24 protein-coding genes are annotated in these 23,254 nt (G+C 59.5%); 13 read left to right on the forward strand and 11 right to left on the reverse strand.

Annotated elements, in window-relative coordinates:
- Positions 1-27: 27 nt before the first annotated feature.
- Genes I6E74_RS08435 through tkt form a run of 3 tightly spaced genes read right to left on the reverse strand, consistent with a single transcriptional unit; the run spans position 28 to position 4,853 of the window.
- Positions 28-1,626: a glucose-6-phosphate isomerase gene (locus I6E74_RS08435; RefSeq protein WP_197124698.1), complete on the reverse strand. Its 1,599-nt coding sequence runs from the start codon at positions 1,624-1,626 to the stop codon at positions 28-30.
- Positions 1,623-2,735, reverse strand: a complete 1,113-nt coding sequence (tal, locus tag I6E74_RS08440; RefSeq protein WP_197124700.1) for a transaldolase — start codon at positions 2,733-2,735, stop codon at positions 1,623-1,625. The genes I6E74_RS08435 and tal overlap by 4 nt, the downstream gene beginning before the upstream one ends.
- Before the next feature lie 24 nt (positions 2,736-2,759).
- Positions 2,760-4,853, reverse strand: a complete 2,094-nt coding sequence (tkt, locus tag I6E74_RS08445; RefSeq protein ID WP_197124702.1) for a transketolase — start codon at positions 4,851-4,853, stop codon at positions 2,760-2,762.
- A 235-nt stretch (positions 4,854-5,088) separates the two neighbouring features.
- Between tkt and I6E74_RS08450 the strand changes: the two genes are divergently transcribed.
- On the forward strand, positions 5,089-6,009 hold the full coding sequence (locus I6E74_RS08450; RefSeq protein ID WP_197124704.1) for a heme o synthase: 921 nt from the start codon (positions 5,089-5,091) through the stop codon (positions 6,007-6,009).
- Positions 6,010-6,042: 33 nt separating this feature from the next.
- Here I6E74_RS08450 and I6E74_RS08455 read toward each other — a convergent pair whose 3' ends face one another.
- Positions 6,043-6,978, reverse strand: coding sequence for a heme A synthase (locus I6E74_RS08455; RefSeq protein WP_197124705.1), 936 nt, complete (start codon positions 6,976-6,978; stop codon positions 6,043-6,045).
- A 245-nt stretch (positions 6,979-7,223) separates the two neighbouring features.
- On the opposite strand from I6E74_RS08455, the gene sufB reads away from it, so the two are divergent.
- The 5 genes from sufB to I6E74_RS08480 are packed head-to-tail and all read left to right on the forward strand — an operon-like array spanning position 7,224 to position 11,296.
- Entirely contained in the window at positions 7,224-8,642 is a 1,419-nt protein-coding gene (gene sufB / locus I6E74_RS08460; RefSeq protein WP_197124707.1) for a Fe-S cluster assembly protein SufB, read from the forward strand.
- On the forward strand, positions 8,643-9,830 hold the full coding sequence (sufD, locus tag I6E74_RS08465; RefSeq protein WP_197124709.1) for a Fe-S cluster assembly protein SufD: 1,188 nt from the start codon (positions 8,643-8,645) through the stop codon (positions 9,828-9,830). It begins immediately after the preceding gene.
- Positions 9,827-10,162, forward strand: a complete 336-nt coding sequence (locus tag I6E74_RS08470; protein ID WP_197124711.1) for a non-heme iron oxygenase ferredoxin subunit — start codon at positions 9,827-9,829, stop codon at positions 10,160-10,162. The genes sufD and I6E74_RS08470 overlap by 4 nt, the downstream gene beginning before the upstream one ends.
- 35 nt (positions 10,163-10,197) lie before the next feature.
- On the forward strand, positions 10,198-10,962 hold the full coding sequence (gene sufC / locus I6E74_RS08475) for a Fe-S cluster assembly ATPase SufC (protein ID WP_197124713.1): 765 nt from the start codon (positions 10,198-10,200) through the stop codon (positions 10,960-10,962).
- Positions 10,963-10,966: 4 nt separating this feature from the next.
- Positions 10,967-11,296, forward strand: coding sequence for a metal-sulfur cluster assembly factor (locus I6E74_RS08480; RefSeq protein ID WP_100388990.1), 330 nt, complete (start codon positions 10,967-10,969; stop codon positions 11,294-11,296).
- A 50-nt stretch (positions 11,297-11,346) separates the two neighbouring features.
- Here I6E74_RS08480 and I6E74_RS08485 read toward each other — a convergent pair whose 3' ends face one another.
- Positions 11,347-11,967, reverse strand: coding sequence for a biotin transporter BioY (locus I6E74_RS08485; protein WP_197124715.1), 621 nt, complete (start codon positions 11,965-11,967; stop codon positions 11,347-11,349).
- Positions 11,968-12,088: 121 nt separating this feature from the next.
- Between I6E74_RS08485 and I6E74_RS08490 the strand changes: the two genes are divergently transcribed.
- Positions 12,089-13,687, forward strand: a complete 1,599-nt coding sequence (locus I6E74_RS08490) for an ABC-F family ATP-binding cassette domain-containing protein (protein ID WP_197105633.1) — start codon at positions 12,089-12,091, stop codon at positions 13,685-13,687.
- A gap of 64 nt (positions 13,688-13,751) precedes the next feature.
- Here the strand turns inward: I6E74_RS08490 and I6E74_RS08495 are convergent, their stop codons facing one another.
- Complete coding sequence (locus I6E74_RS08495) at positions 13,752-14,588, reverse strand: SURF1 family protein (RefSeq protein ID WP_197124717.1); 837 nt, start codon at positions 14,586-14,588, stop codon at positions 13,752-13,754.
- Positions 14,589-14,823: 235 nt separating this feature from the next.
- The gene (locus I6E74_RS08500) at positions 14,824-15,123 is read right to left on the reverse strand and encodes a DUF3099 domain-containing protein (RefSeq protein WP_197124719.1); all 300 of its coding nucleotides are present in this window, start codon (positions 15,121-15,123) and stop codon (positions 14,824-14,826) included.
- Positions 15,124-15,194: 71 nt separating this feature from the next.
- Between I6E74_RS08500 and I6E74_RS08505 the strand changes: the two genes are divergently transcribed.
- Positions 15,195-15,917, forward strand: coding sequence for a beta-ketoacyl-ACP reductase (locus tag I6E74_RS08505; protein WP_197124721.1), 723 nt, complete (start codon positions 15,195-15,197; stop codon positions 15,915-15,917).
- A gap of 19 nt (positions 15,918-15,936) precedes the next feature.
- On the opposite strand, the gene serB is transcribed toward I6E74_RS08505, so the two are convergent.
- The gene (gene serB, locus I6E74_RS08510) at positions 15,937-16,575 is read right to left on the reverse strand and encodes a phosphoserine phosphatase SerB (RefSeq protein WP_197124723.1); all 639 of its coding nucleotides are present in this window, start codon (positions 16,573-16,575) and stop codon (positions 15,937-15,939) included.
- Between the two features lie 130 nt (positions 16,576-16,705).
- On the opposite strand from serB, the gene I6E74_RS08515 reads away from it, so the two are divergent.
- Positions 16,706-17,488: an ABC transporter ATP-binding protein gene (locus I6E74_RS08515; protein ID WP_197124725.1), complete on the forward strand. Its 783-nt coding sequence runs from the start codon at positions 16,706-16,708 to the stop codon at positions 17,486-17,488.
- A gap of 75 nt (positions 17,489-17,563) precedes the next feature.
- Positions 17,564-17,815 carry a type B 50S ribosomal protein L31 gene (locus I6E74_RS08520; protein WP_197105627.1) on the forward strand — a complete coding sequence of 84 codons (252 nt, stop codon included), beginning with the start codon at positions 17,564-17,566 and terminating at the stop codon, positions 17,813-17,815.
- 196 nt (positions 17,816-18,011) lie between these two features.
- Here I6E74_RS08520 and I6E74_RS08525 read toward each other — a convergent pair whose 3' ends face one another.
- Positions 18,012-18,710 carry an exonuclease domain-containing protein gene (locus I6E74_RS08525; RefSeq protein ID WP_197124727.1) on the reverse strand — a complete coding sequence of 233 codons (699 nt, stop codon included), beginning with the start codon at positions 18,708-18,710 and terminating at the stop codon, positions 18,012-18,014.
- Between the two features lie 129 nt (positions 18,711-18,839).
- On the opposite strand from I6E74_RS08525, the gene I6E74_RS08530 reads away from it, so the two are divergent.
- Both I6E74_RS08530 and I6E74_RS08535 read left to right on the forward strand, forming a co-directional pair.
- Positions 18,840-19,751: an alpha/beta fold hydrolase gene (locus I6E74_RS08530; RefSeq protein ID WP_197124729.1), complete on the forward strand. Its 912-nt coding sequence runs from the start codon at positions 18,840-18,842 to the stop codon at positions 19,749-19,751.
- A complete protein-coding gene (locus I6E74_RS08535; protein WP_197124731.1) occupies positions 19,748-20,833 on the forward strand; it encodes a glycosyltransferase family 1 protein in 1,086 nt (361 codons plus the stop codon). Before I6E74_RS08530 ends, I6E74_RS08535 begins: the two co-directional genes overlap by 4 nt.
- A 7-nt stretch (positions 20,834-20,840) precedes the next feature.
- Here I6E74_RS08535 and I6E74_RS08540 read toward each other — a convergent pair whose 3' ends face one another.
- Both I6E74_RS08540 and I6E74_RS08545 read right to left on the reverse strand, forming a co-directional pair.
- Positions 20,841-21,470 (reverse strand): histidine phosphatase family protein, encoded by a 630-nt coding sequence (locus tag I6E74_RS08540; RefSeq protein WP_197124733.1) that lies wholly within the window; start codon positions 21,468-21,470, stop codon positions 20,841-20,843.
- 55 nt (positions 21,471-21,525) lie between these two features.
- A complete protein-coding gene (locus I6E74_RS08545) occupies positions 21,526-22,356 on the reverse strand; it encodes a Sir2 family NAD-dependent protein deacetylase (RefSeq protein ID WP_197124735.1) in 831 nt (276 codons plus the stop codon).
- A 52-nt stretch (positions 22,357-22,408) separates the two neighbouring features.
- Here I6E74_RS08545 and I6E74_RS08550 point away from each other — a divergent pair, with 52 nt between their 5' ends.
- On the forward strand, positions 22,409-23,242 hold the full coding sequence (locus I6E74_RS08550) for an RNA methyltransferase (RefSeq protein ID WP_231601727.1): 834 nt from the start codon (positions 22,409-22,411) through the stop codon (positions 23,240-23,242).
- The last annotated feature ends 12 nt before the right edge of the window (positions 23,243-23,254 follow it).

The raw sequence follows: 23,254 nt of genomic DNA on the forward strand, positions 1-23,254 counted from the left end.
TCTATGTGCGGCACGTACGTGCTGCAGCTAGCCGATCGCGTCGAGAACCTGCGGCAACGACACCTTCGGGTTCGACACCGTGAGACTCAGGACAGGACGGCCATGTTCGGCCAGAACGCTGGCGTCGCCGGCTGCCTGTGCCCGGATGAGCTGCCCAAACGTAAACGGACGGTCAGGGATCTGCAAATCAGTTTCTTCGACCACAATGATCTGAAGGAACACTCCGATTGCCGGGCCACCCTTGTGGAACTGGCCAGTGGAGTGCAGGAACCGTGGTCCCCAACCGAATGTCACCGGGCGCTTTGCGCGGGCTGCTGCCCGCTCACGAAGCTCGGCGAGTTCCGGGTAACCAGTGCGGTCGGCGTAGACCTGAATCGCGACATAACCGTCGTCATCCAGATACGACAGTAGCGACGAAACAACTCCAGCGAGGTCACTGCTGTCAGCCACCACGCCGTCCGTGCCGCGAACCTCAATATCGCCGACCGAGAAGGCCGGGGCCTGCGGGGGAGTCGGGTTATCAATGAGCTCGCGTGCGGCGTTTTTTGCAGCTTCAACGTCTGGCTGATCGAACGGGTTAATCCCGAGGATTCGACCAGCAACGACCGTGGCGTACTCCCAGAGCAACAACTGTCCGCCGAGCGAACCAGCGATTTCAATCTCGCCCTCTGCTACCTCTTTGGTATCATCCCAATCGCCAACGAGACGAACGATCTGGAGGTCGTCCAAACCTTCCGCGAGCTCGGGGGAGTCGGTCTGCAGCACGACTGGAAGAAGTCCCTTGCCGAGCTTTCCCGTGGATTCAGCGATGAGTTGTTCTGCCCAGTCTCCGAAACCAAGGATGTGGGTGCCATCGGTCACGATGCCGAGTTTGTCCTTGAGGGGATCGGTTCCGGCAATCGCAGCGCCAAGCACGAGACCCGGGTTGCTCTCGTTGTCGACAGCAAGCTCGACCATTACAGCCTCGGCCTCGTCGAGAAGCTCGGCGAGGTCAACGCCGGCAAGTCCAGACGGAACGAGTCCGAAGGCGGTGAGCGCCGAGTAACGGCCGCCGACGTTGGGGTCAGCGTTGAACACGCGGTATCCCGCAGCGCGAGCCGCGACATCCATCGGCGAACCGGGATCGGTGACGATCACGATACGTTCCCGAGGGTCGATTCCGGCATCCGTGAAGAATTTTTCGTAAATGCGCTTCTGCGAATCGGTTTCGAGCGTCGAGCCCGATTTGGAGGAGATAACAACCGCGGTCGACTGAAGACGATCCGCGAGGGCAGCCTGCACCTGTGCGGGGTCTGTCGAGTCAAGTACTGTGAGCTCAACTCCGTACGTGCGAGTGATGACCTCAGGGGCAAGCGACGAACCGCCCATGCCGCCCAAGACAAAGTGATTCACGCCGTCGGCGCGCAGCTTGTCGCGCAGGGCGTAGATGTCTTCGATCATCGGACGACCGACCGAAACAGCCTCAACCCAGCCCAAGCGCTTGGCCGACTCTTCTTCAGCTGCGGGGCCCCAGAGCGTCGCGTCGCCGCCGGTGATGCGACTGGCAACGAGATCGTTGACCAGCTGCGGAACGATGCGGTCGACGGCCTCCGCCGCCGCGCCCGATACTGCGAGTTTTACACTCATTTTGCGGCCTCAAGAGCGGCTGACACGGTGTCGAGCAGCTCGTTCCAGGAGACGATGAACTTCTCAACGCCCTCTTTTTCGAGAAGCGCGGTCACCTCGTCGTAGGAAATACCCAGCGCCGTAAGCGCATCGAGGGTGAAGTTGGCTGCATCGTAGTTAGCGGTGACCTGCTCGCCTTCGATAACGCCGTGGTCGAAAGTCGCTTCGAGCGTCTTCTCGGGCATCGTGTTCACGGTCTCGCCAACTGCAAGCTCGGTGACGTACAGCGTGTCAGGCAAGCTCGGGTCCTTCACGCCGGTGGAAGCCCAGAGCGGACGCTGCTTGTTCGCACCAGCGGCGATGAGAGCCTGAGCGCGATCGGTAGCAAAAGCGTTCTCGTAAACCTCGTAGGCGAGTCGTGCGTTTGCGACGCCAGCTTTGCTCTTGAGAGCCTTGGCGTCATCCGTGCCGATCGCGTCAAGACGCTTGTCGATCTCGGTGTCCACTCGGGAGACGAAGAACGATGCGACCGAGTGAATCTTTGAAAGGTCATGGCCGGCAGCCTTAGCCTTCTCCAAGCCAGTGAGGTAGGCCTCGATAACTTCGCGGTGACGCGCCAAGCTGAAGATCAAGGTGACGTTGACGCTGATTCCGGCTGCGATCGTTGCAGTGATGGCCTCGAGGCCCTCAACGGTCGCGGGAATCTTGATCATCGCGTTCTCGCGAGCAACCTTCGCCCAGAGCTGCTGAGCCTGCGCAATCGTGCCGGCGGCATCATGGGCCAGTCCAGGTTCGACCTCGATAGAGACCCGGCCATCGCGGCCCTCAGTGGCGTCATAGACGGGGCGGAAAATATCGCTGGCAGCAGCAACATCGTCAGTCGTGATCTCGAACACAGCATCAGTGACGCTCGTGCCCTTGGCAGCCAGAGCTGCAACCTGCTCGTCATAGGCCTCACCCTTTGCCAAAGCGGTAGCAAAAATCGTGGGGTTGGTCGTGACGCCAACAACGTTGCGTGATGCAATGAGCGACTGGAGTCCGCCCGAGTTGATTCGATCACGTGAGAGGTCATCAAGCCAGATGCTTACGCCGAGGCCCGAGAGCGCTGCGGTAGGTGTTTCGTTAGTCATTTCTTGTCTCCTTATCTGGGGCGCCTAGACGGCGTCCAGAGAATCGCGTGCAGCGGCCACAACGGCCTCGGTGGTGATTCCAAACTCACGGAACAGAGTCTTGTAGTCGGCGGATGCTCCGAAGTGATCGATCGAGATGCTGCGACCTGCGTCGCCAACGTACTCGCGCCATCCGGTGGATACTCCTGCTTCCACCGATACGCGTGCACGCACTGTAGAAGGCAAAACGGACTCGCGGTATTCCGCGGTCTGCTCTGCGAACCATTCAAGGCTAGGAGCGGATACGACGCGCGCGTTGATTCCGTCAGCCTTGAGCGTCTCGCGGGCTTCCACAGCGAGCTGCACTTCAGAACCGGTGGCAATCAGGATGACGTCCGGAGTTCCGTTCGGCGCTTCAGCGAGCACGTAGGCTCCCTTGGCTACATTCGCCGCGGAAGCGAAGGTCTCACCGGACGCGTCTGCATCCCCACGATCGAATGTGGGCACGTTTTGGCGGGTGAGGGCGATACCCGCTGGGCCGTTACGACGCTCAAGGATGGTCTTCCACGCCCACGCGGTCTCGTTGGCGTCGGCTGGCCGAACAACATCCATGCCGGGAATCATTCGCAAGCTGGCAAGCTGCTCGATCGGCTGGTGAGTAGGACCGTCTTCGCCGAGGGCGATCGAGTCGTGAGTCCACACGAAGATCGACGGCACACCCATGAGAGCGGCCAGTCGAACGGCAGGACGCATGTAGTCGCTGAAGATCAGGAACGTTCCGCCGAAAGCGCGAGTGTTTCCGTGAAGAACAATGCCATTGATGATTGCACCCATGGCGTGCTCACGGATGCCGAAGTGAAGTACGCGACCGTACTCGTTTCCGCTCCATTCGCCGGTGGAGTGTTCGCTCGGAACGAACGACTTCGCTCCGGCAATGGTGGTGAGGTTCGACTCGGCGAGGTCAGCAGAGCCGCCCCACAGCTCGGGCATGATGGCGCCGATTGCGCCGAGTACCTTGCCGCTTGCTGCACGAGTCGAGACATCTTTGCCTGCTTCGAACTGGGGGAGTGCTTCTTCGACGCCCTCAGGCAATGCACCAGAGAGGACACGGTCGAGCAGAGTCTTGCGCTCGGGGTTTGCCGCAGCCCACTTGTCGAAGGATTCTGTCCACTCAGCGCGCTGTTGCTTTCCACGGTCAATAGCTTGACGCGTGTGAGAGATAACGTCGTCGTCGACGACGAAGCTCTGCTCGGGGTCGAAGCCGAGAGCCTTCTTTGTGCCAGCAAGTTCTTCAGCGCCTAGGGCGGATCCGTGGATCTTTCCGGTGTTCTGCTTGCTGGGGGCTGGCCAACCGATGATGGTGCGGAGAATAATGAGCGACGGCTGGTCGGTGACGGCCTTGGCGTCTTCGATCGCGGCGTTGAGCGCCTCGACGTCTTCGACGTACTCGCCAGTCTTCTTCCAGTCAACGACCTGTACGTGCCAGTTGTAGGCCTCGTAGCGCATCTGCACATTTTCGGTGAAAGCGATGTTGGTGTCGTCTTCAATAGAGATCTGGTTGCTGTCGTAGATAGCAATGAGGTTGCCGAGCTTCTGGTGACCGGCAAGCGAGGAAGCTTCTGCCGACACGCCTTCTTGAAGGTCGCCATCGCCCGCGATGACATAGACGAAGTGGTCGAAGGGGCTCGTGCCCGCTTCGGCCTCGGGATCAAACAATCCACGCTCGTAGCGTGCCGCGTAAGCGAAGCCGACAGACGAGGCGATGCCTTGACCGAGAGGGCCGGTGGTGATTTCTACGCCCTTGGTGTGGCCGTACTCGGGGTGTCCCGGAGTGAGCGAACCCCACGTGCGTAGAGCCTTGAGGTCATCGAGTTCAAGCCCGTAACCGGCAAGGTACAACTGAACGTACTGAGTGAGCGAGCTGTGGCCCACCGAGAGGATGAACCGGTCACGGCCAATCCACTGATCGTCGCTTGGATCGCGACGCATCACCTTCTGAAAGAGCAAGTACGCTGCAGGCGCCAAACTCATCGCGGTACCGGGGTGACCGTTACCTACCTTCTCAACAGCATCTGCCGCCAGAATTCGAGCGGTGTCTACCGCTTTGTTGTCGATGTGATCCCATTGAAAAGCTGCCATGAGAATAATGACCCTTCTGCAAGCGAAGTGCCTAGCCAGAAATGGCTAGGGCACGTGAACGACCCGCCACACACCATCATTGGCTCGGTCAGTGGTTTTGCCGTAGTGCACTGGTGGTGCGCGCGAGCATGCCACCGACAGGCGGGCACCCCAAGTATAGGGAACCCGGTACATGATCGCTTCCTTACTACGGTGACGGTCAGCACATTTTGATATGCGGTTTAGAATCGTAGATATGGATGTCACTTTAGAAGCCCCCACGCAGCAGCAACGCATTGGCATCCTTCGCAAGATTCGCGCCTACGTTGCGCTCACGAAACCTCGGGTTATTGAGCTTCTGCTCGTCACCACCGTGCCTGTCATGGTGCTTGCCGCTGGCGGCATCCCTAATCTGTGGCTGGTATTGGCCACGTTGGTTGGCGGAATTCTCAGCGCATCCTCGGCTAATGCGTTCAACTGCTACATCGACCGCGACATCGATCGCATCATGGCCCGCACCAAGAACCGACCGCTCGTGACGGGCGAACTCAGCGACCGCGAAGCTCTTCTCTTTGCGTGGATCAGCGGGGTGGGCTCGGTTGTATGGCTTGGTGTGCTCACCAACTGGCTTGCAGCCGCACTGTCGCTGTTCGCGATCCTTTTCTACGTTTTCGTTTACACGCTCCTCTTGAAGCGTCGCACTCCACAGAACATCATCTGGGGCGGCATCGCTGGCTGCATGCCCGTACTTATCGGCTGGGCAGCCGTCACCAACGATCTTTCTTGGGCAGCCTGGATCTTGTTTGCTGTGGTCTTCTTGTGGACGCCGCCGCACTACTGGCCGCTGTCAATGAAATACCGCGCTGAATACCAATCGGTTGGCGTTCCCATGCTTGCCGTTGTTCGTGGCCGTGCGGCCGTCGGCCTTCAGGTAATCCTCTACGCGTGGGCAACCGTCGCGTGTTCACTGCTGCTGGTACCTGTCGCTGACATGGGTATCGTTTACACGCTCGTTGCGACTCTGAGCGGTGCGTGGTTCATCATCGAATCGCACCGGTTGTACTCGACGGCGATCCGCCACGGTGAGGTCAAGGCCATGCGTGTGTTCCACAGTTCGATCAGCTACCTGACGCTGGTATTCCTTGCCGTCGGCATCGACCCGCTGCTGCCGTTCTAACGAACTCAGCACCAGCGAGTCACGCGCGACGAACTAGCGCGCGGCCACTGTTTTCTTTTCGGCGGCTGCCCGTTGATTGACGCTCGGGCGAAGCGAGAGCACTACTGCCGTCATAGCGGCAGCAATGGCACAGGCAAGAACCATGTGGCTGCCAACCAATAGGATCGGCAGCCCACTGCGCGACTGGATGATTCCGATCGTCGCTTGAATAACTTCAAGCACGAGCAGAATGAGAGCGAAGTCCATGATGCGGCGGTGGCCTGATCTGGCAAGCAGAATTACAAGCGCGAGGGTCGCAGCGAGTAGCGCGTAGCCAGGCCAGCTGTGTACATGCTGCAGGATGCCCGCATCCAAACCATTGCGCGCTGTGCCGTCGTCACCCGCGTGCGGTCCAGCACCGGTCGTCAGGATGCCGGCGATGATCGTGAGCGCAACAAACAGGCTGGTCACATGGGTCAGGATCATGATGGGGCGCGACACTTCAAGCGTGCTTCCGCGCAATCCGATCCAGACTCGGTACACAAGTGCAGCACTCACCGCGACCAGGATTGCTGAGATGGCGTAATGCACGCCCACGATGCTGGGATCGAGCTGAACTCGCACGGAAAGGCCGCCGATGAGGCCCTGCAACACTGTGCCGCCGAGAATCACGAGCGCAAGCGCCATCAGGTCGCGACGTTCACGGCGGATTCGCAGCAGCATCAGAACCATGAGAATCGCGACGAATCCGACGATTATCGACAACAGCCGATTGCCAAACTCGATGGCGCCGTGCACCCCCATCTCCGGGGTTGCGATAAGAGAAGCGTCGGTGCAGAGCGGCCAGGTGGGGCATCCGAGCCCCGAACCGGTCAATCGAACGGCGCCGCCCGTCGCCACGATCAGTATTTGAATGACGAGCGTAGCCACCGCAAAAAATTTCACTCGAGCGTCTACAGATTGGGGCAATCGTGCGATGACGGCGTTCACGGCCGTACCTCCTGTTATTTCGGGCTTCTGCCTGTAGAATGGATTGCGTTCAGGAACACAGCCCACGCCGGGAAGTCAATGTTGACAGCGGGATAATCTCTCGCTTGTCCTGTTTCAGTCTAAGTTCGCCCGCGCAGTGTTGTGACACAGCGCACGCGGCCCCACTAAATATTCCCGGCAAAGTGCTGTGCGAAGGAATGCCAACGCAGCCACCTTGGTTGATAGGGGCAGGAAAAGAGGTACCAATGTCCGACGTGCTGATCGATCGTCCGGAACTCAATGGCATGGGCCAGTATGAGTTTGGCTGGGCTGACTCCGACGTTGCGGGAGCCTCTGCGCGACGGGGCATCAACGAAGAGGTCGTTCGCGACATCTCTACGCTTAAGAATGAGCCCGAATCTATGCTCAAATTGCGTCTCAAGGGCCTCGAGCTCTTTGGTCGCAAACCGATGCCGAAGTGGGGCGCCGACTTGTCGGGCATCGACTTCGACAACATCAAATACTTTGTGCGCTCCACTGAAAAGCAGGCGCAGACGTGGGAAGACCTTCCCGCCGATATTCGCGATACTTACGAGAAGCTGGGCATTCCGGAGGCTGAGCGCAACCGTCTGGTTTCCGGCGTTGCTGCACAGTATGAGTCGGAGGTTGTCTTCCACTCGATCAACGCCGAGCTCGAAGCCAAGGGCGTCATCTTCATGGACACCGACACGGCGCTGCGCGAGCACCCCGAGTTCTTTGAGGAGTACTTCGGCACTGTGATTCCCGCCGGCGACAACAAGTTCGCTGCGCTGAACACCGCCGTGTGGTCGGGTGGTTCCTTCGTTTACGTGCCCAAGGGCGTCCACGTTGAGATCCCGCTTCAGGCCTACTTCCGTATCAACACGGAGAACATGGGCCAGTTTGAACGCACTCTGATCATCGCTGATGAAGGTTCGTACGTTCACTACATCGAGGGCTGCACCGCTCCGATCTACAAGTCTGACTCCCTGCACTCTGCGGTTGTCGAAATTATCGTGAAAAAGGACGCTCGCGTTCGCTACACGACGATTCAAAACTGGTCGAACAACGTATACAACCTCGTCACCAAGCGTGCGATCGCTCACGAGGGCGCAACCATGGAGTGGATCGACGGAAACATCGGTTCCAAGGTCACGATGAAGTACCCGTCTATCTACCTGGTGGGGGAGCATGCCAAGGGCGAAACCCTTTCGGTTGCCTTCGCGGGCCCCGGTCAGCACCAAGACGCCGGAGCCAAGATGATCCACATGGCGCCATACACGACCTCATCGATCGTCTCGAAGTCTGTCGCCCGTGGTGGCGGGCGCGCTGGCTACCGTGGAGAAGTCCGCGTTGACGAGAAGGCCCATCACTCAGCAAACACTGTTCGCTGTGATGCTCTCTTGGTTGACACGATTTCGCGCTCTGATACGTATCCGTCGATCGACATCCGAGTGGATGACGTTCAGCTTGGTCACGAAGCAACTGTTTCCAAGGTCAGCGCTGAACAACTCTTCTACCTTCAGTCGCGCGGCATGGAAGAAGATGAGGCGATGGCGATGATCGTGCGTGGCTTCATCGAACCCATCGCGCGCGAACTGCCCATGGAGTACGCCTTCGAACTCAATAAGCTCATTGAACTGAGCATGGAAGGATCCGTCGGCTAAATGACCGTCGTTACACCAGAACAGCACGGACTCAAGGCTCATAGCGACGGCGGATGGGACGCAAGCGAAAAAGGCTTCGTTCCCGTTCAGACTCGCTCAGCACGCCCTCGGTCTTTCGAACACACCGATTTCGCTCCCGTCAATGGACTAGAAGCTGAGTGGAAGCTCACGCCAGTGAAGCTCATCAAACCGCTTCTTGACGACGCTCTTGACGGCGCTCCCTACACGATCGACACCGATGCCCCTGAGGGCATCAGTGTCGAGTGGGTAGCGCGTGACGACGCGCGCATTGCGTCGGCAGGCGCGCCAGAAGAGCGTGCCTCCGCCAATGCTTGGACCAACTTCAAGCAGGCCCTCGCCATCACCATTTCGGGCGAAGAGCACTCAACAGTGCGAATCTCTCGCTCAGAGTTGGGCAACACAGCACGTGCCGGCCACATTGTGATTACCGCGCGCGCACATAGCAACGGCACCGTCATTGTGGAGTCATCTGGCTCCGCACTTCTTAGCGAGAACGTTGAGGTTGTTGTTGAAGAAGGCGCGACGCTGAATTTTGTCAGTGTTCAGGACTGGGCAGACGACGCCATCCACCTCGCGAGTCATTTCGTACAGGTCGGCCGCTCAGCCACCCTCAAGCACACGGTTGTGTCGCTTGGCGGCAAGGTTGTTCGCGTCAATCCGTCGGTGCACTTGTCGGGTGAAGGCGCCGACGGCGAACTCTACGGTCTCTATTTTGCGGATGCGGGACAACACCTCGAGCAGCGTGTGTACCTTCACCACGAAGCAGCGCAGACTCGCGGTCGCGTGAACTACAAGGGTGCCCTTCAGGGTGGCGGAGCGCGCACGGTTTGGGTCGGAGATGTCCTGATCGGCCCGAACGCAGCCGGCACCGATAGCTACGAACAGAACCGTAACCTCGTCTTGACCGAGGGAACTCGCGCAGACTCGATCCCGAACCTTGAGATTGAGACTGGCGATATTCAGGGTGCTGGCCACGCGAGCGCTACTGGTCGCTTCGACGACGAGCAGCTGTTCTACCTGCAGGCTCGCGGTATTTCCGAAGCAGAAGCTCGACGTCTTGTCGTCATCGGCTTCCTCTCTGAGATCGTGCAGAAGGTCGGCGATGAGCAGCTCGAAGCTCGTCTCCACACCGCTATTGAAGCGGAACTGGAAGGAACCATCTCGTGACCGCTCAGCGCGTCTGCGGTATCGATGAACTCGAGACCAACAAGGCATACCGGGTGGAATTAGGCGGCACCGCAATCTGTGTCGTCAAAGATTCTGCTGGCGATGTCCACGCAATCGGCGACACGTGCACGCACGGTGATATTTCGCTTGCGGAGGGTTTCGTTGAAGACGGCGCTATTGAGTGCTGGGCCCACGGCTCACTCTTCTCGCTCGACACCGGTAAGCCCTTAAGCTTGCCCGCCTATGAACCTGTACCGGTCTTTGTAGTGAAGATCGACGACGACGGAGGGGTTCACATCGACCCCGATGACACCGTCGCCATCGAGAGCTAATCGCTCTCCATACGAGACCATTAAGGAAAGAAATAATGTCAGTACTGTCAGTCAAAGACCTGCACGTCAGCGTCGAAACCGAGCAGGGCACGAAGCAGATCCTCAAGGGAGTGGACCTTGAGATCAAGCAGGGCGAAACCCACGCCATCATGGGCCCCAATGGTTCGGGCAAGTCGACCCTTGCCTACACAATCGCGGGTCACCCCAAGTACCACGTCGAAAGCGGTTCGATCACGCTTGATGGCGCAGAAGTGCTCGACATGAGCATCGACGAGCGCGCTCGCGCAGGTCTCTTCCTTGCCATGCAATACCCGGTTGAGATTCCCGGCGTTAAGGTTGCTGACTTCTTGCGCACCGCGAAGACCGCTCTGGCAGGAGAGGCCCCCGCGCTTCGTCCCTGGATCAAAGAGGTTAACGGTGCGATGAAGGCTCTTCGCATGGACAAGACTTTCTCCGACCGCAACGTCAACGAAGGTTTCTCCGGCGGAGAGAAGAAGCGCAACGAGATCCTTCAGCTGGAACTCCTCAAGCCTCGATTCGCAATTCTTGATGAGACCGACTCCGGCCTTGACGTCGATGCACTCAAGATCGTGTCAGAGGGTGTCAACCGTGCACAGGAATCGACAGGCCTCGGTCTGCTGCTGATCACCCACTACACGCGCATTCTTCGCTACATCACACCGGACTTCGTCCACGTCTTCGTTGACGGCCGCGTTGCAGAAGAGGGTGGCCCCGAGCTCGCAGATCGGCTTGAAAACGAAGGTTACGATCGATTTTTGACCGACACGAGCGTAGCGTAGGCGTATGTCTACCGTTTTGGCGCCCGCCCTTTTCGACGAGGTCGAAGAGGCTCTCAAAGATGTCGTTGACCCGGAGCTAGGGGTCAACATTGTTGACCTCGGGCTCATCTATGACCTCAGCTGGGATCCAGAGAACAACGCACTCATTATTAGCATGACGCTGACCTCAGCTGGTTGCCCGCTGACGGACGTTATCGAGGAGCAAATTGCTCAGTCTCTCGATAACGTCGTAGAAGCGTTCCGCATCAACTGGGTGTGGATGCCACCATGGGGTCCTGAGAAGATTACTGACGACGGTCGCGACATGATGCGGGCACTCGGCTTCTCGATCTAGTCGGCTTCTCGATCTAGTCGGGGCCTGCGTCCCAGGTTGTCGGCTGTGGCTTAGCGCTGCTCTGCAGCCTGAGGATCGTGCTGGGCTGCCTTTTTCCAGGCGTAGGAAAGCAAAGTTGCGGCAACGATCACTTTGACTGCAGCGCCGACCAGAAACGGTGCAACGCCGATGTCGAGGAGACTCGTAATGGTGTAGTCACGCCCCATCGAGGTTAGCGCTCGCGCCAGTCCAATCAGGCCCGCTGCGTAGATTGCCGCGGTTCCGATTGCCGCGGCCGCTACCGCTTTCCAGAATCTGCGATCCCAGTGTCGTTCGGCTAGCGCACCCATGATCCAAGCGCCGAGAATGTATCCGACGATGTACCCGCCTCCGGATCCGGTCAGTACCTCTAGGCCACCACTGGAGTCGCTGAACACGGGGAGTCCGACTGCGCCGAGGAGCGCGTAAAGCGTCATCGCCAGGGCGGCGCGCGTTGCTCCCAAAGACAAACCAACGATCATGACGGCCAGCGTTTGTCCAGTGATGGGCACCGGATAGAGCGGCACGACGAATTGCGCTGCGAGGGCAGTGAACCCTGCACCGGCGGCAACAAAGATCACGCTCGCAGCCCAACTTGGCCCAAAGATGAGATCAACAATCGTTGGTTTGATCAATCGAGTAGCGATGCTCACGGTGACAGCCTCTCGCTTCCCTATTCTCGGAACTGCACTGCGCAGTCGACGGTAGGAAGTAGACTAGTTGGTTGGTGCTGTCGCCCACTAACCCCAACCCCCAAGATTTGGACGTTTTGCCGTGCTTGCTGTGCATGATCTCGAGTTGCGCGTTGGCGCACGCATGCTGATGCAGGGCGTCAACTTCCGTGTCGATCGCGGAGACAAAATTGGGCTGGTTGGCCGCAACGGCGCTGGCAAGACCACGCTTACTAAGACGCTCGCCGGGGAACTCGAATCCACAGGCGGCAAGATTGAGCGCACCGGTGAGATCGGATATCTCCCGCAAGACCCCCGCTCTGGCAACCCCGAAGACCTCGCCCGGACGCGGATCCTCGATGCTCGCGGCCTCGGCAGCATCGTATTGAAGATGCGTCAGGCGCAGGATGAGATGGGCAGCAGTGATGCAGCGGTGAGCACCGCTGCCATGGATCGTTACGGCAAGCTCGACGATCAGTTCATGGCACTGGGCGGATACGCCGCCGAGGCTGAGGCAGCTTCCATCGCGAGCAATCTGAGCCTTCCCGACCGCATTCTCGACCAGCAGCTCTCGACGCTCTCCGGTGGTCAACGCCGCCGCATCGAACTTGCTCGAATCTTGTTCTCGGGAGCAGACACCATGCTCCTCGACGAGCCCACTAACCACCTCGATGCCGACTCTGTTGTCTGGCTGCGAGAATTTCTGAAGAACTTCAGCGGCGGTCTGATCGTGATTAGCCACGATGTCGAGCTAGTCGAAGACACTGTTAACAAGGTCTTCTACCTCGATGCGAACCGTCAGCTTATCGATCAGTACAACATGGGTTGGAAGCATTATTTGCGCCAGCGCCAATCGGATGAGGAACGCCGCAAGAAGGAACGTGCCAACGCCGAGAAGAAGGCATCGACCCTTCAGGCTCAAGCTGCTCGCTTCGGTGCCAAGGCATCCAAGGCGGCGTCTGCCCACCAGATGGTGGCTCGAGCCGAGAAACTGCTTGCCGGTCTTGACGACGTGCGGACCGCCGATCGCGTTGCCGCTCTGCGCTTCCCGGATCCTGCGCCCTGTGGTCGTACGCCGTTGATGGGCCACAACCTCAGCAAGAGCTACGGCTCGCTCGAAATCTTTGCGTCCGTCGACCTCGCGATCGACCGCGGTTCGAAGGTTGTCATCCTCGGCTTCAACGGTGCGGGAAAGACAACCCTGCTTCGGATGCTTGCCGGCGTCGATGAGCCAGACACCGGTGAAGTCGAAGCTGGTCACGGCCTGCGCATCGGTTACTACGCTCAAGAGCACGAAACCATCGACGTCAAGCGCTCTGTTCTCGAAAACATGGTCTCATCGTCGCCCAACATCACCGAGATGGAAGCGCGTCGGGTTCTCGGCTCCTTCCTGTTCAGCGGGGATGACGCGACGAAGCAAGCCGGAGTGCTTTCGGGTGGAGAGAAGACTCGTCTTGCTCTCGCAATGATCGTCGTGAGTGGCGCCAACGTGCTCCTCCTCGATGAGCCCACTAACAACCTTGACCCCGCCAGCCGTGAAGAGATTCTTGGTGCTCTCGCGAGCTACACGGGCGCTGTTGTACTTGTAAGCCACGATGAGGGCGCTGTCGAAGCTTTGAACCCTGAACGAGTTCTGATCTTGCCTGACGGCATCGAGGACCACTGGAACAAGGACTACGCCGACCTCATCAGCCTCGCGTAGCTAGGGGAGCGCGGCAAGGACGCCGCATCCGGCTTATTTCGCGAGCGGAAGCGTTGGGCGCTGGTTAAGAATCGAGGAGTGCGTCTTCGATTTCTGCGTCAGTAGGACCGCGTTTCACTGCCTTGTCGCGACGCTTCTTAGCGCGCTCCCGTTCAGCGGGATCCTCTTCGTTGACGAGACGATACTCCTGACGCACAGCCCAGGCGAGCCCGATGAAAGCAAGCACGCCAAAAGCGACCCACTGGAAGGCGTAGGAGAGATGTGCGCCTTCATCGAGTAGCGGTTTCGGGTAAGCCAGCGGCATATCGGCGACCGCGGGGGACTCAGACGCCAACAGGCCATACGCGCCAACGTAGGTTGGTTCGCCCACAAGTTCCGCAACGGTCGGCAAGTGAATGGTTGCGATCTGTCCCTCGGGTGCTGAGCGGTTGTAGACCGTTGGTTCACTCGGCTTGAGTCGTAGAACGAGCTCGACCTGCCCCGTGGGAGCAGCGGGCACAAAATCGGGTTCATCTTGGCTGTTTCCCGAGGGAACCCATCCACGGTCAACAGCAATAATCTCGCCGCTGTCGAGCTTGAAAGGTACAAGCACTTCGAAGCCTGGCTGACCACCGTACGGCCGCCCGCGCACAAGGAGTTGCTCAGCAGTCAGGTACTCCCCGGTAACGGCCACAGACATCCACTTGTTGTCGACATCGAACTCGTCGAGCTCGGGCATCACACTCTCGAGGTCTTGGGGGGCTGCATCCCAGTTATCGCTAACGCGAGCGACCTCCGCGGCCGCTTCCGCGCGCCGGTCAAACTGCCAATGCGAGAGAAAAACGCAGCCAATTGCGAAGGCGATGACCAAGGCCAAATACCCAAACCATCGACGAGAAAATGCGAAACGCCACCGGTTCACGCGCCGCTCCCATCAGGAACCACTGAAACGTCATCCGCGAGGTCGCTGACCAGGACAGGGAAGTTGCGGGTCGTCAAGTATTCGCGCAAGTAGTCGACGTGGTCTGCGCAGGCCAACCACACCTTCACCCGCTCAAGCCCGTGGATACGCGGGTTTCGCCAGTTGACGTTCCACTGCGCGCGCGCTGTGCACCCTGCGCGCGAGCACTGTTGTGTGCTCGGGCCACTCTCACCGATCACCGAGCCGCCTCGTCCGTTCCGCGTGAAGCGAAGGAGCCACCCGATTTCAACGCGAATTGACCAGGCGTGGACACAACGCCGGCCCGCTGGATACTGACGTTGGCCAGCACGACGGCAACGTAAGGCAACACGACGGCGCCAAGCACGGGCAACACAAGCCACCACCCCCGCACGAAGACGCACAGCAACACGCACACAATTCGTATCCCCATAGCTATGGAGTAGTTGATGACGCGGCGACGGCGTTCAGCATCGGGCCGCTCAGGGAGCGACGTGATCGACTCAGGAGTGTTCATGGGCTTTCTTAGGTTGCCGAGGTGACTACACCTAAGCCTACGCCCGTGCTGGCGACTATATGCTGGGAACCATGAGCAGCACAGCAACTGAATCACGAATCGTTCTTGTCACCGGCGGCAATCGCGGCATTGGCCGGGCAATTGCCGAAGAGTTTGTGGCCCAGGGCTACCGAGTCGCCGTTACCGCCCGCTCGGGCACCGGCCCAGAAGGCACCCTCACGGTGACCGCGGACGTCACCGATCCCGCAAGTATCGACGCTGCGTTCAGCGAGGTAGAGTCCAAACTCGGTCCCGTCGAAATCGTTGTAGCGAACGCGGGAATCACCCGGGACATGCTCCTCATGCGTATGAGTGATGACGACTTCACCGATGTCATTGACACCAACCTCTCCGGAGCCTTCCGCGTCGTGAAGCGCGCCTCCAAAGGCATGATGAAGGCCCGTTTTGGCCGTGTCATCCTCGTTTCGAGTGTTGTTGGCCTTCTCGGTTCGGCTGGCCAGGTCAACTATTCCGCCTCCAAGAGTGGACTCATTGGACTCGCCCGGTCTCTCACCCGCGAGCTCGGCAGCCGCGGAATCACCGCCAACGTAGTAGCTCCAGGGTTCATCGAGACCGATATGACCGCAGCGCTGCCAGTCGAGCAACAGGACGCGTATCTCAAGCAGATTCCTGCCAACCGTTTCGCACACCCGGCCGAGGTCGCGAAAGCGATCGCGTGGCTTGCGAGCGACGATGCTGGCTACATCTCAGGCGCGGTCATCCCGGTCGATGGTGGACTCGGAATGGGCCACTAGCAAGCTCGCGTTTGGGCGATTAGCCCCGAAGCCCCAACAGCGCAAGCACCGAGCTGAGGTCACGGCTGTCGATGTGTACGTCAGCATTGGCGCGCACAATCGGCTTGGCTGTGATACCGATCGACAGTGCTGCGGCATCCATCATCAATAGATCGTTGGCGCCGTCACCAACCGCAATGGTGCGAGACAGGGGAGTGTCGGAGTCGGCCGCCCACTCCCGCAATGAGTCTGCTTTGGCTTGAGCGTCGATCACCGGGCCGAGGACGGCCCCCGTGACCACACGGTTCTTCACTTCAAGGCGGTTTGCTCGGGCGTAGCGCAAGCCGAGACGTGCCGCAAGAGGATCAAGAAGCTCATGGAAACCACCAGAAACTGCTGCCACGTGCCCGCCGGCTGCTTTAACACCAGCGATGAGCTCCTCAGCGCCGTTCGTGACGCGGATGTCGCGAGCACACTCGGCAATCACTGACTCGGGCAGCCCAGCCAGGGTTGCTACTCGCGCCCGAAGGCTCTCTTCGAAGTCGAGTTCCCCGTTCATCGCACGCGTAGTGATCTCTGTCACCTCTGGCTCGGAGCCTGCCCGCGCAGCAAGTAATTCGATTACCTCGTTCTCAATCAACGTGGAGTCGACGTCAAAAACTACGAGAAATTGTGCCAAGGCGAGGACCCTTCAATCGACGGTTCACGTCGTCGGTCTCGAGAACCGCACGACTTCACCCGTCAGACTATCGGGATCACCCTCGTTGCCTCGCCCACGGGAGCCAGCAAGGCAATAGGATGATGACATCATGGCTAGCGTTCTCACCTTCTCCGACGTCACCGTCACTCGTAGTGGCAACACGATCCTCGACTCTGTTTCTTGGAGTGTGGAAGCTTCCGATCGGTGGGTGATTCTCGGCCCCAACGGGGCAGGCAAGACCACACTGTTGCAGCTGGCCGCGGCTCAGATTCATCCGAGCTCAGGCGAAGTCACCGTGCTCGACAGCACTCTTGGCGCGTCCGATGTTTTCGATGTGCGCCCGCGCATTGGTTTTGCCTCGACCGCTCTTGCCCGCCGGGTCCCCGGCAACGAGAGTGTTCTTGACGTTGTCTTGACCGCTGCGTACTCCGTAACGGGTCGCTGGAATGAAGAGTACGAGAATGTCGATGTGCGTCGTGCACGTCGTGTCCTCGCCGAGTGGAGCCTCTCGCACTTAGAGGAACGTCGCTTCGGCGATCTGAGCGATGGCGAACAAAAGCGCGTGCAGATTGCGCGCTCCGTGATGACCGACCCAGAACTGCTCTTGCTCGACGAGCCTGCAGCGAGCCTCGACCTCGGCTCACGGGAAGAACTGGTTCAACTGCTGAGCGGATACGCTCAGGCAGATACCGCGCCAGCAATCGTAATGGTGACGCACCACGTGGAAGAGATTCCGCGAGGATTTACCCACGCGCTGGTTTTGTCCAAGGGTTCCGTGCACAGCGCGGGTAAGATCGATGACGTTGTTACGTCAGAGAACTTGAGTGCCGCTTTCGGTCTCGAACTCATCATCACAAAAGACTCCGGCCGCTACACCGCGCGTGCTGCCTAATCCTCTGATAGGCTTGTGTGTCGGTCCGCGTGACCGCCTACGTCTTTTATTTATTCAAGAACCCAGGGAAATCCAATGAAGTCCGAGACCCACCCCACATACATGCCCATCGTCTTTCGCGACCTCGCGTCTGGCTCCACGTTCCTCACTCGTTCAACTGTGACGAGCGAGAAGACGATCGAGTGGGAAGACGGAAACACCTACCCGGTCATCGACGTCGAAATCTCCTCCGAGTCGCACCCGTTCTACACGGGTAAGCAGCGCATCATGGACTCCGCAGGACGCGTTGAGAAGTTCAAGAACCGTTACAAGGGCTTCGGCAACTAGTAACACCCAGTTTTTTCTGAAGGCGGCCGGTTATCCGGTCGCCTTCAGCCGTTAACGGCACGATCGCATTCATGCACCGTCGCCCTGCAACGTCACCATCACTGTGCACCGGTATCTGCAACGGCAACGGCAACAACAGAAAATGCGCAACGTTCCGTGGAACGTCGCGCATTGCTGATCGAAGCTAGGGGGAGCGCTACTGCGGGAACGAGCGTACTGGCCACTCCAAGTTCGCCACGAAGCTCTCGTCGCCCTTAGACCTGCGAATGAACTCCTGAAAGCTTGCCGACTGCTCGGCGTACCAGCGCCGTTGCATCGCGTGCAATTCGCCAAAGGGAATGCTGAGCTGTTCCGTGTACTTCAGCAGAAGCGCTTGCGCGACTCGGGCAGCGGCGATCGCGTCGGCACCAGCATCATGGGCATCGTCTAAAGCGACACCGTACAGCGCCGAAGTCGCTTCAAGGGTGCGCTTGCCGCGGCGGTAACGATCAACGCCTTTGTCGATAACGAGGGGGTCGATGACGATGTAGGGCTCTGCGAGACCATCGACCGAGTGCCGGCGGCACTCACGGTCCAGCAGCGAGAGATCGTAGGGAGCGTTATAGACAACGAGAGGGATACCACGGGCACAGGTGTCTCTGAGCGTGTTGACAATTTCTGACACGACAAGGGCCGCGTCGCGCCCCTCAGCCCGTGCACGCTCGGTAGTAATTCCGTGAATCGCGGCAGCGCCATCCGGAATCTCGACCCCGGGGTCTGCAAGCCAATCCCACCGAGAAGTCACCGCTCCCGACCCGTCGATGAGGGCGATACAGGCGGAAACGATGCGACTAGTCTCTACGTCGACGCCGGTGGTTTCAAGATCGAAGGTGGCTAGGGTGCCGGAATTGCTCATGAACTCAGCGTAGGGCGAGACACTGACACCGGGAACTCGGCTCGCGGAGTTACGGCGTCGAACTGGAGCGGCAACGCATGTGAAACCAGAATGTCAGCAACGAGCGGCGCACTGCATAAGATTGTTCGAATGAGACCCGCATCGCCATATGGAGCACTGCTCGACGCCACCCCGGCGAGGCACTCCGTTGTCGATGTACTCGGCGCTGCAACCCACTACTGGGAATACGGCCCCGATGACGCCGAGACCGTTCTGGTTCTCGTGCATGGCTTTCGGGGCGACCATCACGGCCTCGAGGCCGTCTGCGCTCACCTTCGCGGCATCCGAATCATCAGTCCCGACATTCCGGGTTTTGGCGCCTCCGAGCCGCTCAGCGGTCGGGCACACGACATCGAGGGGTATGCGCTCTGGCTTCAGAGCTTCGTCGAAGCACTCGGCCTCGACGGGCGCGCAATTATTCTCGGGCATTCCTTCGGATCGATTGTCGTCTCTGCCGCACTTGCCCGTGGCCTTGTCACGCCGCGGCTCATTCTCGTCAATCCCATCGCGGCGCCGGCGCTCTCGGGCCCGAATGGCGTGCTCAGCAAGATCACGCTCTGGTTTTACCAACTCGCCCGGGCTCTGCCGCATGCGATCGGTGCGCCGATGCTCAGCAACTGGCTCGTCGTGCGGGTGATGAGTCTTGCCATGGTGAAGACTCACGACCCCGAACTTCGGCGCTGGGTTCACCAACAGCACCATGCGCACTTCAGCAGTTATGCCAATCGCGACAGCCTCCTTGAAGCCTTCGAGGCATCGATCGGGTCGGATGTCAGCATGTTCGCGCCGCAGATAACCATTCCCACGCTCTTGATCGGGGCTCGCAATGACCCCATCAGCCCGGTTCCAGCACAGGAGCGACTGCACACCCTCTTCGCCGACTCACAGCTCGAAATTTTCGACGACGTTGGCCATCTCATCCACTATGAACGGCCGCGCGAAGCCGCCGAACTGATTGTTAGGTTCCTGAACGCGGGAACAGTTGCGGAGCCCCTCTCATGAAGATCGTTTTCGATTGTCGCTATACGCGCATCGGCCGCCACGATGGAATCAGTCGCTATGGCTCTCGCCTCGTCGAGGAGTTGAGCAAACTACACCCCGTGACCATGCTGGTTTCCGATAAGCGCCAGCTCGAGCTTTTGCCAGACCTGCCTTGGGAAATGGCGTCGTCACCCACCGGCATCCTGGAGCCCTTAGTTGCTCTTCAGGTCAACAAGCTGAAGCCGGATGTCGTGTTCACTCCCATGCAAACAATGGGCCCGTTCGGTCGCAAGTACGCTCTCGTCACGACAGTGCACGATCTCATTTACTACAAGCACCCCACTCCGCCTCACAACCTGCCGTGGGCAGTGCGTGTGATGTGGCGTGCGTATCATCTGACCTGGGCGTTCCAACGGGCACTTCTGAACAGGGCAGATGCCCACGTCTCCGATTCCCAGACGACGCGTGATCAGATGGTGGAGCACAACCTCACGCGCAATCCCATTGCCGTGGTAACGCTAGGAACCGATAGTCCAGCCGATTACGTGCCCCGGGCGGCACCGACGACACGGGAGCTCGTCTACATGGGCTCCTACATGCCCTACAAGAATGTGGGGCTCATTGCTCGGGCGCTCCACGATTTGCCCGGCTACACCCTTCATCTCATGAGCCGAGTCGACGAGAGGTCGAAGGCGGAGCTGACGGCACTCGCACCAGAGTCGAGCCTCATCTTCCACAACGGAGCAAGCGACGAGGTCTATTCGGAGACTCTGTCGCGGGCAACCGCTCTCGTAAGCGCATCCCGTGATGAAGGCTTCGGCCTACCTCAGGTTGAGGCGATGGTGCTCGGCACGCCGGTGCTCGTCAGCGATACTGCGATCTTCCGTGAGATTTCCGGCCCCGCTGGCGGATTCTTCAACCCAGACAAGCCTGCCGAGCTGGTTCGCGAAGTACACGCGCTCGAGGACCCCGCAACGTGGCAGGCGCGTTCGACTGCCGCTCGCGCGCGGTCGGCAGAGTTCACCTGGGAGAAGGGTGCCGCGACGCTCTACCAAGTGCTTCAGGATGCCGTTGCGGCCCGCCAAGCGAAGAAGAATCGCTAGCGGCGACCTACGCGCCGCTCTCGCGTCGGGCTAACGCGTTTTGCTCGTCGAAGTCGTCGCCGCCGTGGCGTTCTGATTCTTCTTCGATGGGATCATCGAAATCGATGAGTGTCAGGGTGCCTTCGTCATGACGGAAGCTATGAACGGAGCCGTTGGCGATTCGTCCGTGCGGATGCCCCGGAGCGACTGTCGCAAGCACGGTTGCAATGACGCCGCCGTGGGCCACCACAATGATCGACTCACCGTGATGCTGCTCGGCAAGGCTCACGAGGGCAGGAACGACACGCTGTGCGACAGCCTCGCGCGGTTCCCGGCCGGGAACGTCAACGTCAGCCGGATACAGCGCATCAATTTCGCTATCGGTGCAGCCTTCGGCGACGCCATAGTTTCGCTCCACAATCGCCGCTACGGGTTCAGGGGCGGCAAGCCCGACAATGCCCGCGATAATTTCTGCGGTTTCCATCGCCCGGGAGAGAGGGCTGGCAAAGATTCCGTTCCACTGCCGGCGGGCTAAGAGTTCTCCCGTGGTGCGTGCCTGCGCGCGACCGGTCTCGTTGAGGGGAATGTCAGTACTGCCCTGAATGCGACGTTCGAGATTCCAGTCAGTCTCTCCATGGCGCACGAGATAAATGAACACAACGCTCCGTTCACAACACAATGACCAGCACAGAACACTCGGGCGATCTGCGCTGCTAAGCAGCTAGGCGTTCGACAAGTTCACTAAGAACTGCGGAAGCGCCCCCATCGATCTTAACGTCGGCGCGTTTATCGGCTTTGGTCGTTCCACGATTAATGATGACGAGCGGGATCTGCTTGCGCATCGCTCGTTCAACAAGGCGGATGCCGGAATTGACGACGAGAGACGAACCGGCGACGATCATGGCATCCGACTGGTCAACGAGCGACGCGCCAAGTTGAAACTTTCGGGTCGGAACGAACTCGCCGAAGAACACGACATCCGGTTTCAGAACGCCACCGCAGACAGTGCAGTCGGGAATCACGAAGTCCTCAACGTTGTGCACGTCAGCATCGCCGTCGGGGTTGAGCGTGTGGGAGTCATCTGCTTCGAGCCACGGGTTCAGCGCAGAGATGCGGGCGGCTAGGGGAGTGCGAGCAAAGTACTGTCCGCACCGCAGGCACCGCGCACGGTCGATGCTGCCGTGGACATCAACAACCCGTGTGGAGCCGGCGCGCAAGTGCAAGCCGTCGACGTTCTGAGTCACGATGCCGTTGCTGATGCCGCGGCGTTCGAACTCCGCGAGAGCGTCATGACCCTGGTTGGGAGTCGACGCGGCAAAACGTTTCCAGCCGAGATGGCTGCCTGCCCAATAGCGCTGACGAAATTCGGGCGAGCCTTGGAACTGTTGGAAGGTCATCGGATTGCGCACCGCAGCGCCTTCACCGCGATAATCGGGTATGCCTGAATCGGTGCTAATCCCAGCGCCGGTGAGTACGCTAATGAGCTTGCCCTGAAGAAGCTCGGCAGCACGATCAATGTCGTTGCTGATCGGGAGTGTGTTCACTCTCCAAGCGTAAGCACTTCGGGCTCATCCACTGCCATCTCAGATTCACCTGATGGCGAAACCGCACAGTTGGGAACACACCGTGAACGTCATCCGGGTCACCGATCTCTCCGATCCTCGCCTCAGCGACTTCGCCAACCTCACGGATGTCGCTCTGCGCCGCCGCACAGAACCAGCCGGCGGCCTCTACATTGCCGAATCATCCAAAGTGATTGCGCGCGCGCTGAGAGCCGGACACCAGCCGCGCGCAGTACTCGTGCTAGAACAGTGGCTCGATGACGTGGCGGAACTCCTCGGGGATTCCCCGGTTCCTGTCTACGTGGGGGAGTCAGCGCTACTAGAACAACTCACCGGCTTCAATCTGCACCGCGGGGCTCTGGCATCCATCCACCGCCCGGTGCTTCCCAGCGTTGCTGAGCTGGTGGCGGATGCACGCCGCATCGTCATCTTGGAAGACATCGTTGATCACACTAACGTCGGTGCCATTTTTCGCTCGGCTGCAGCGCTCGGAGCGGATGCTGTGCTCATTACGCCACGCTGCGCCGACCCGCTCTACCGCCGCAGTGTGCGCGTCAGCATGGGAACAGTGCTGCAAGTGCCGTGGACCCGCCTCGAGAATTGGCCTGCCGACGCCGCGGATCTGAAGGCGGCGGGATTCCACTTGGCCGCTCTCGCTCTCAACGACGACTCGGTCGACCTCGATACCTTTGCGGCTAACGCCCCCGAGAAGGTCGCCCTGATCTTGGGAACTGAAGGAGATGGCCTCTCGCGCAGCACGATCGAGGCCGCCGACACCGTGGTCAAGATTCCGATGATGCACGGCGTTGATTCGCTCAATGTTGCTGCCGCTAGCGCGGTGGGGATGTACATGCTTCGAGCACGCTAGCCGCCACCATAG

The sequence above is a fragment of the Salinibacterium sp. SWN139 genome, assembly GCF_015864625.1.
In the GTDB taxonomy this organism is placed as follows: Bacteria; Actinomycetota; Actinomycetes; order Actinomycetales; family Microbacteriaceae; genus Rhodoglobus.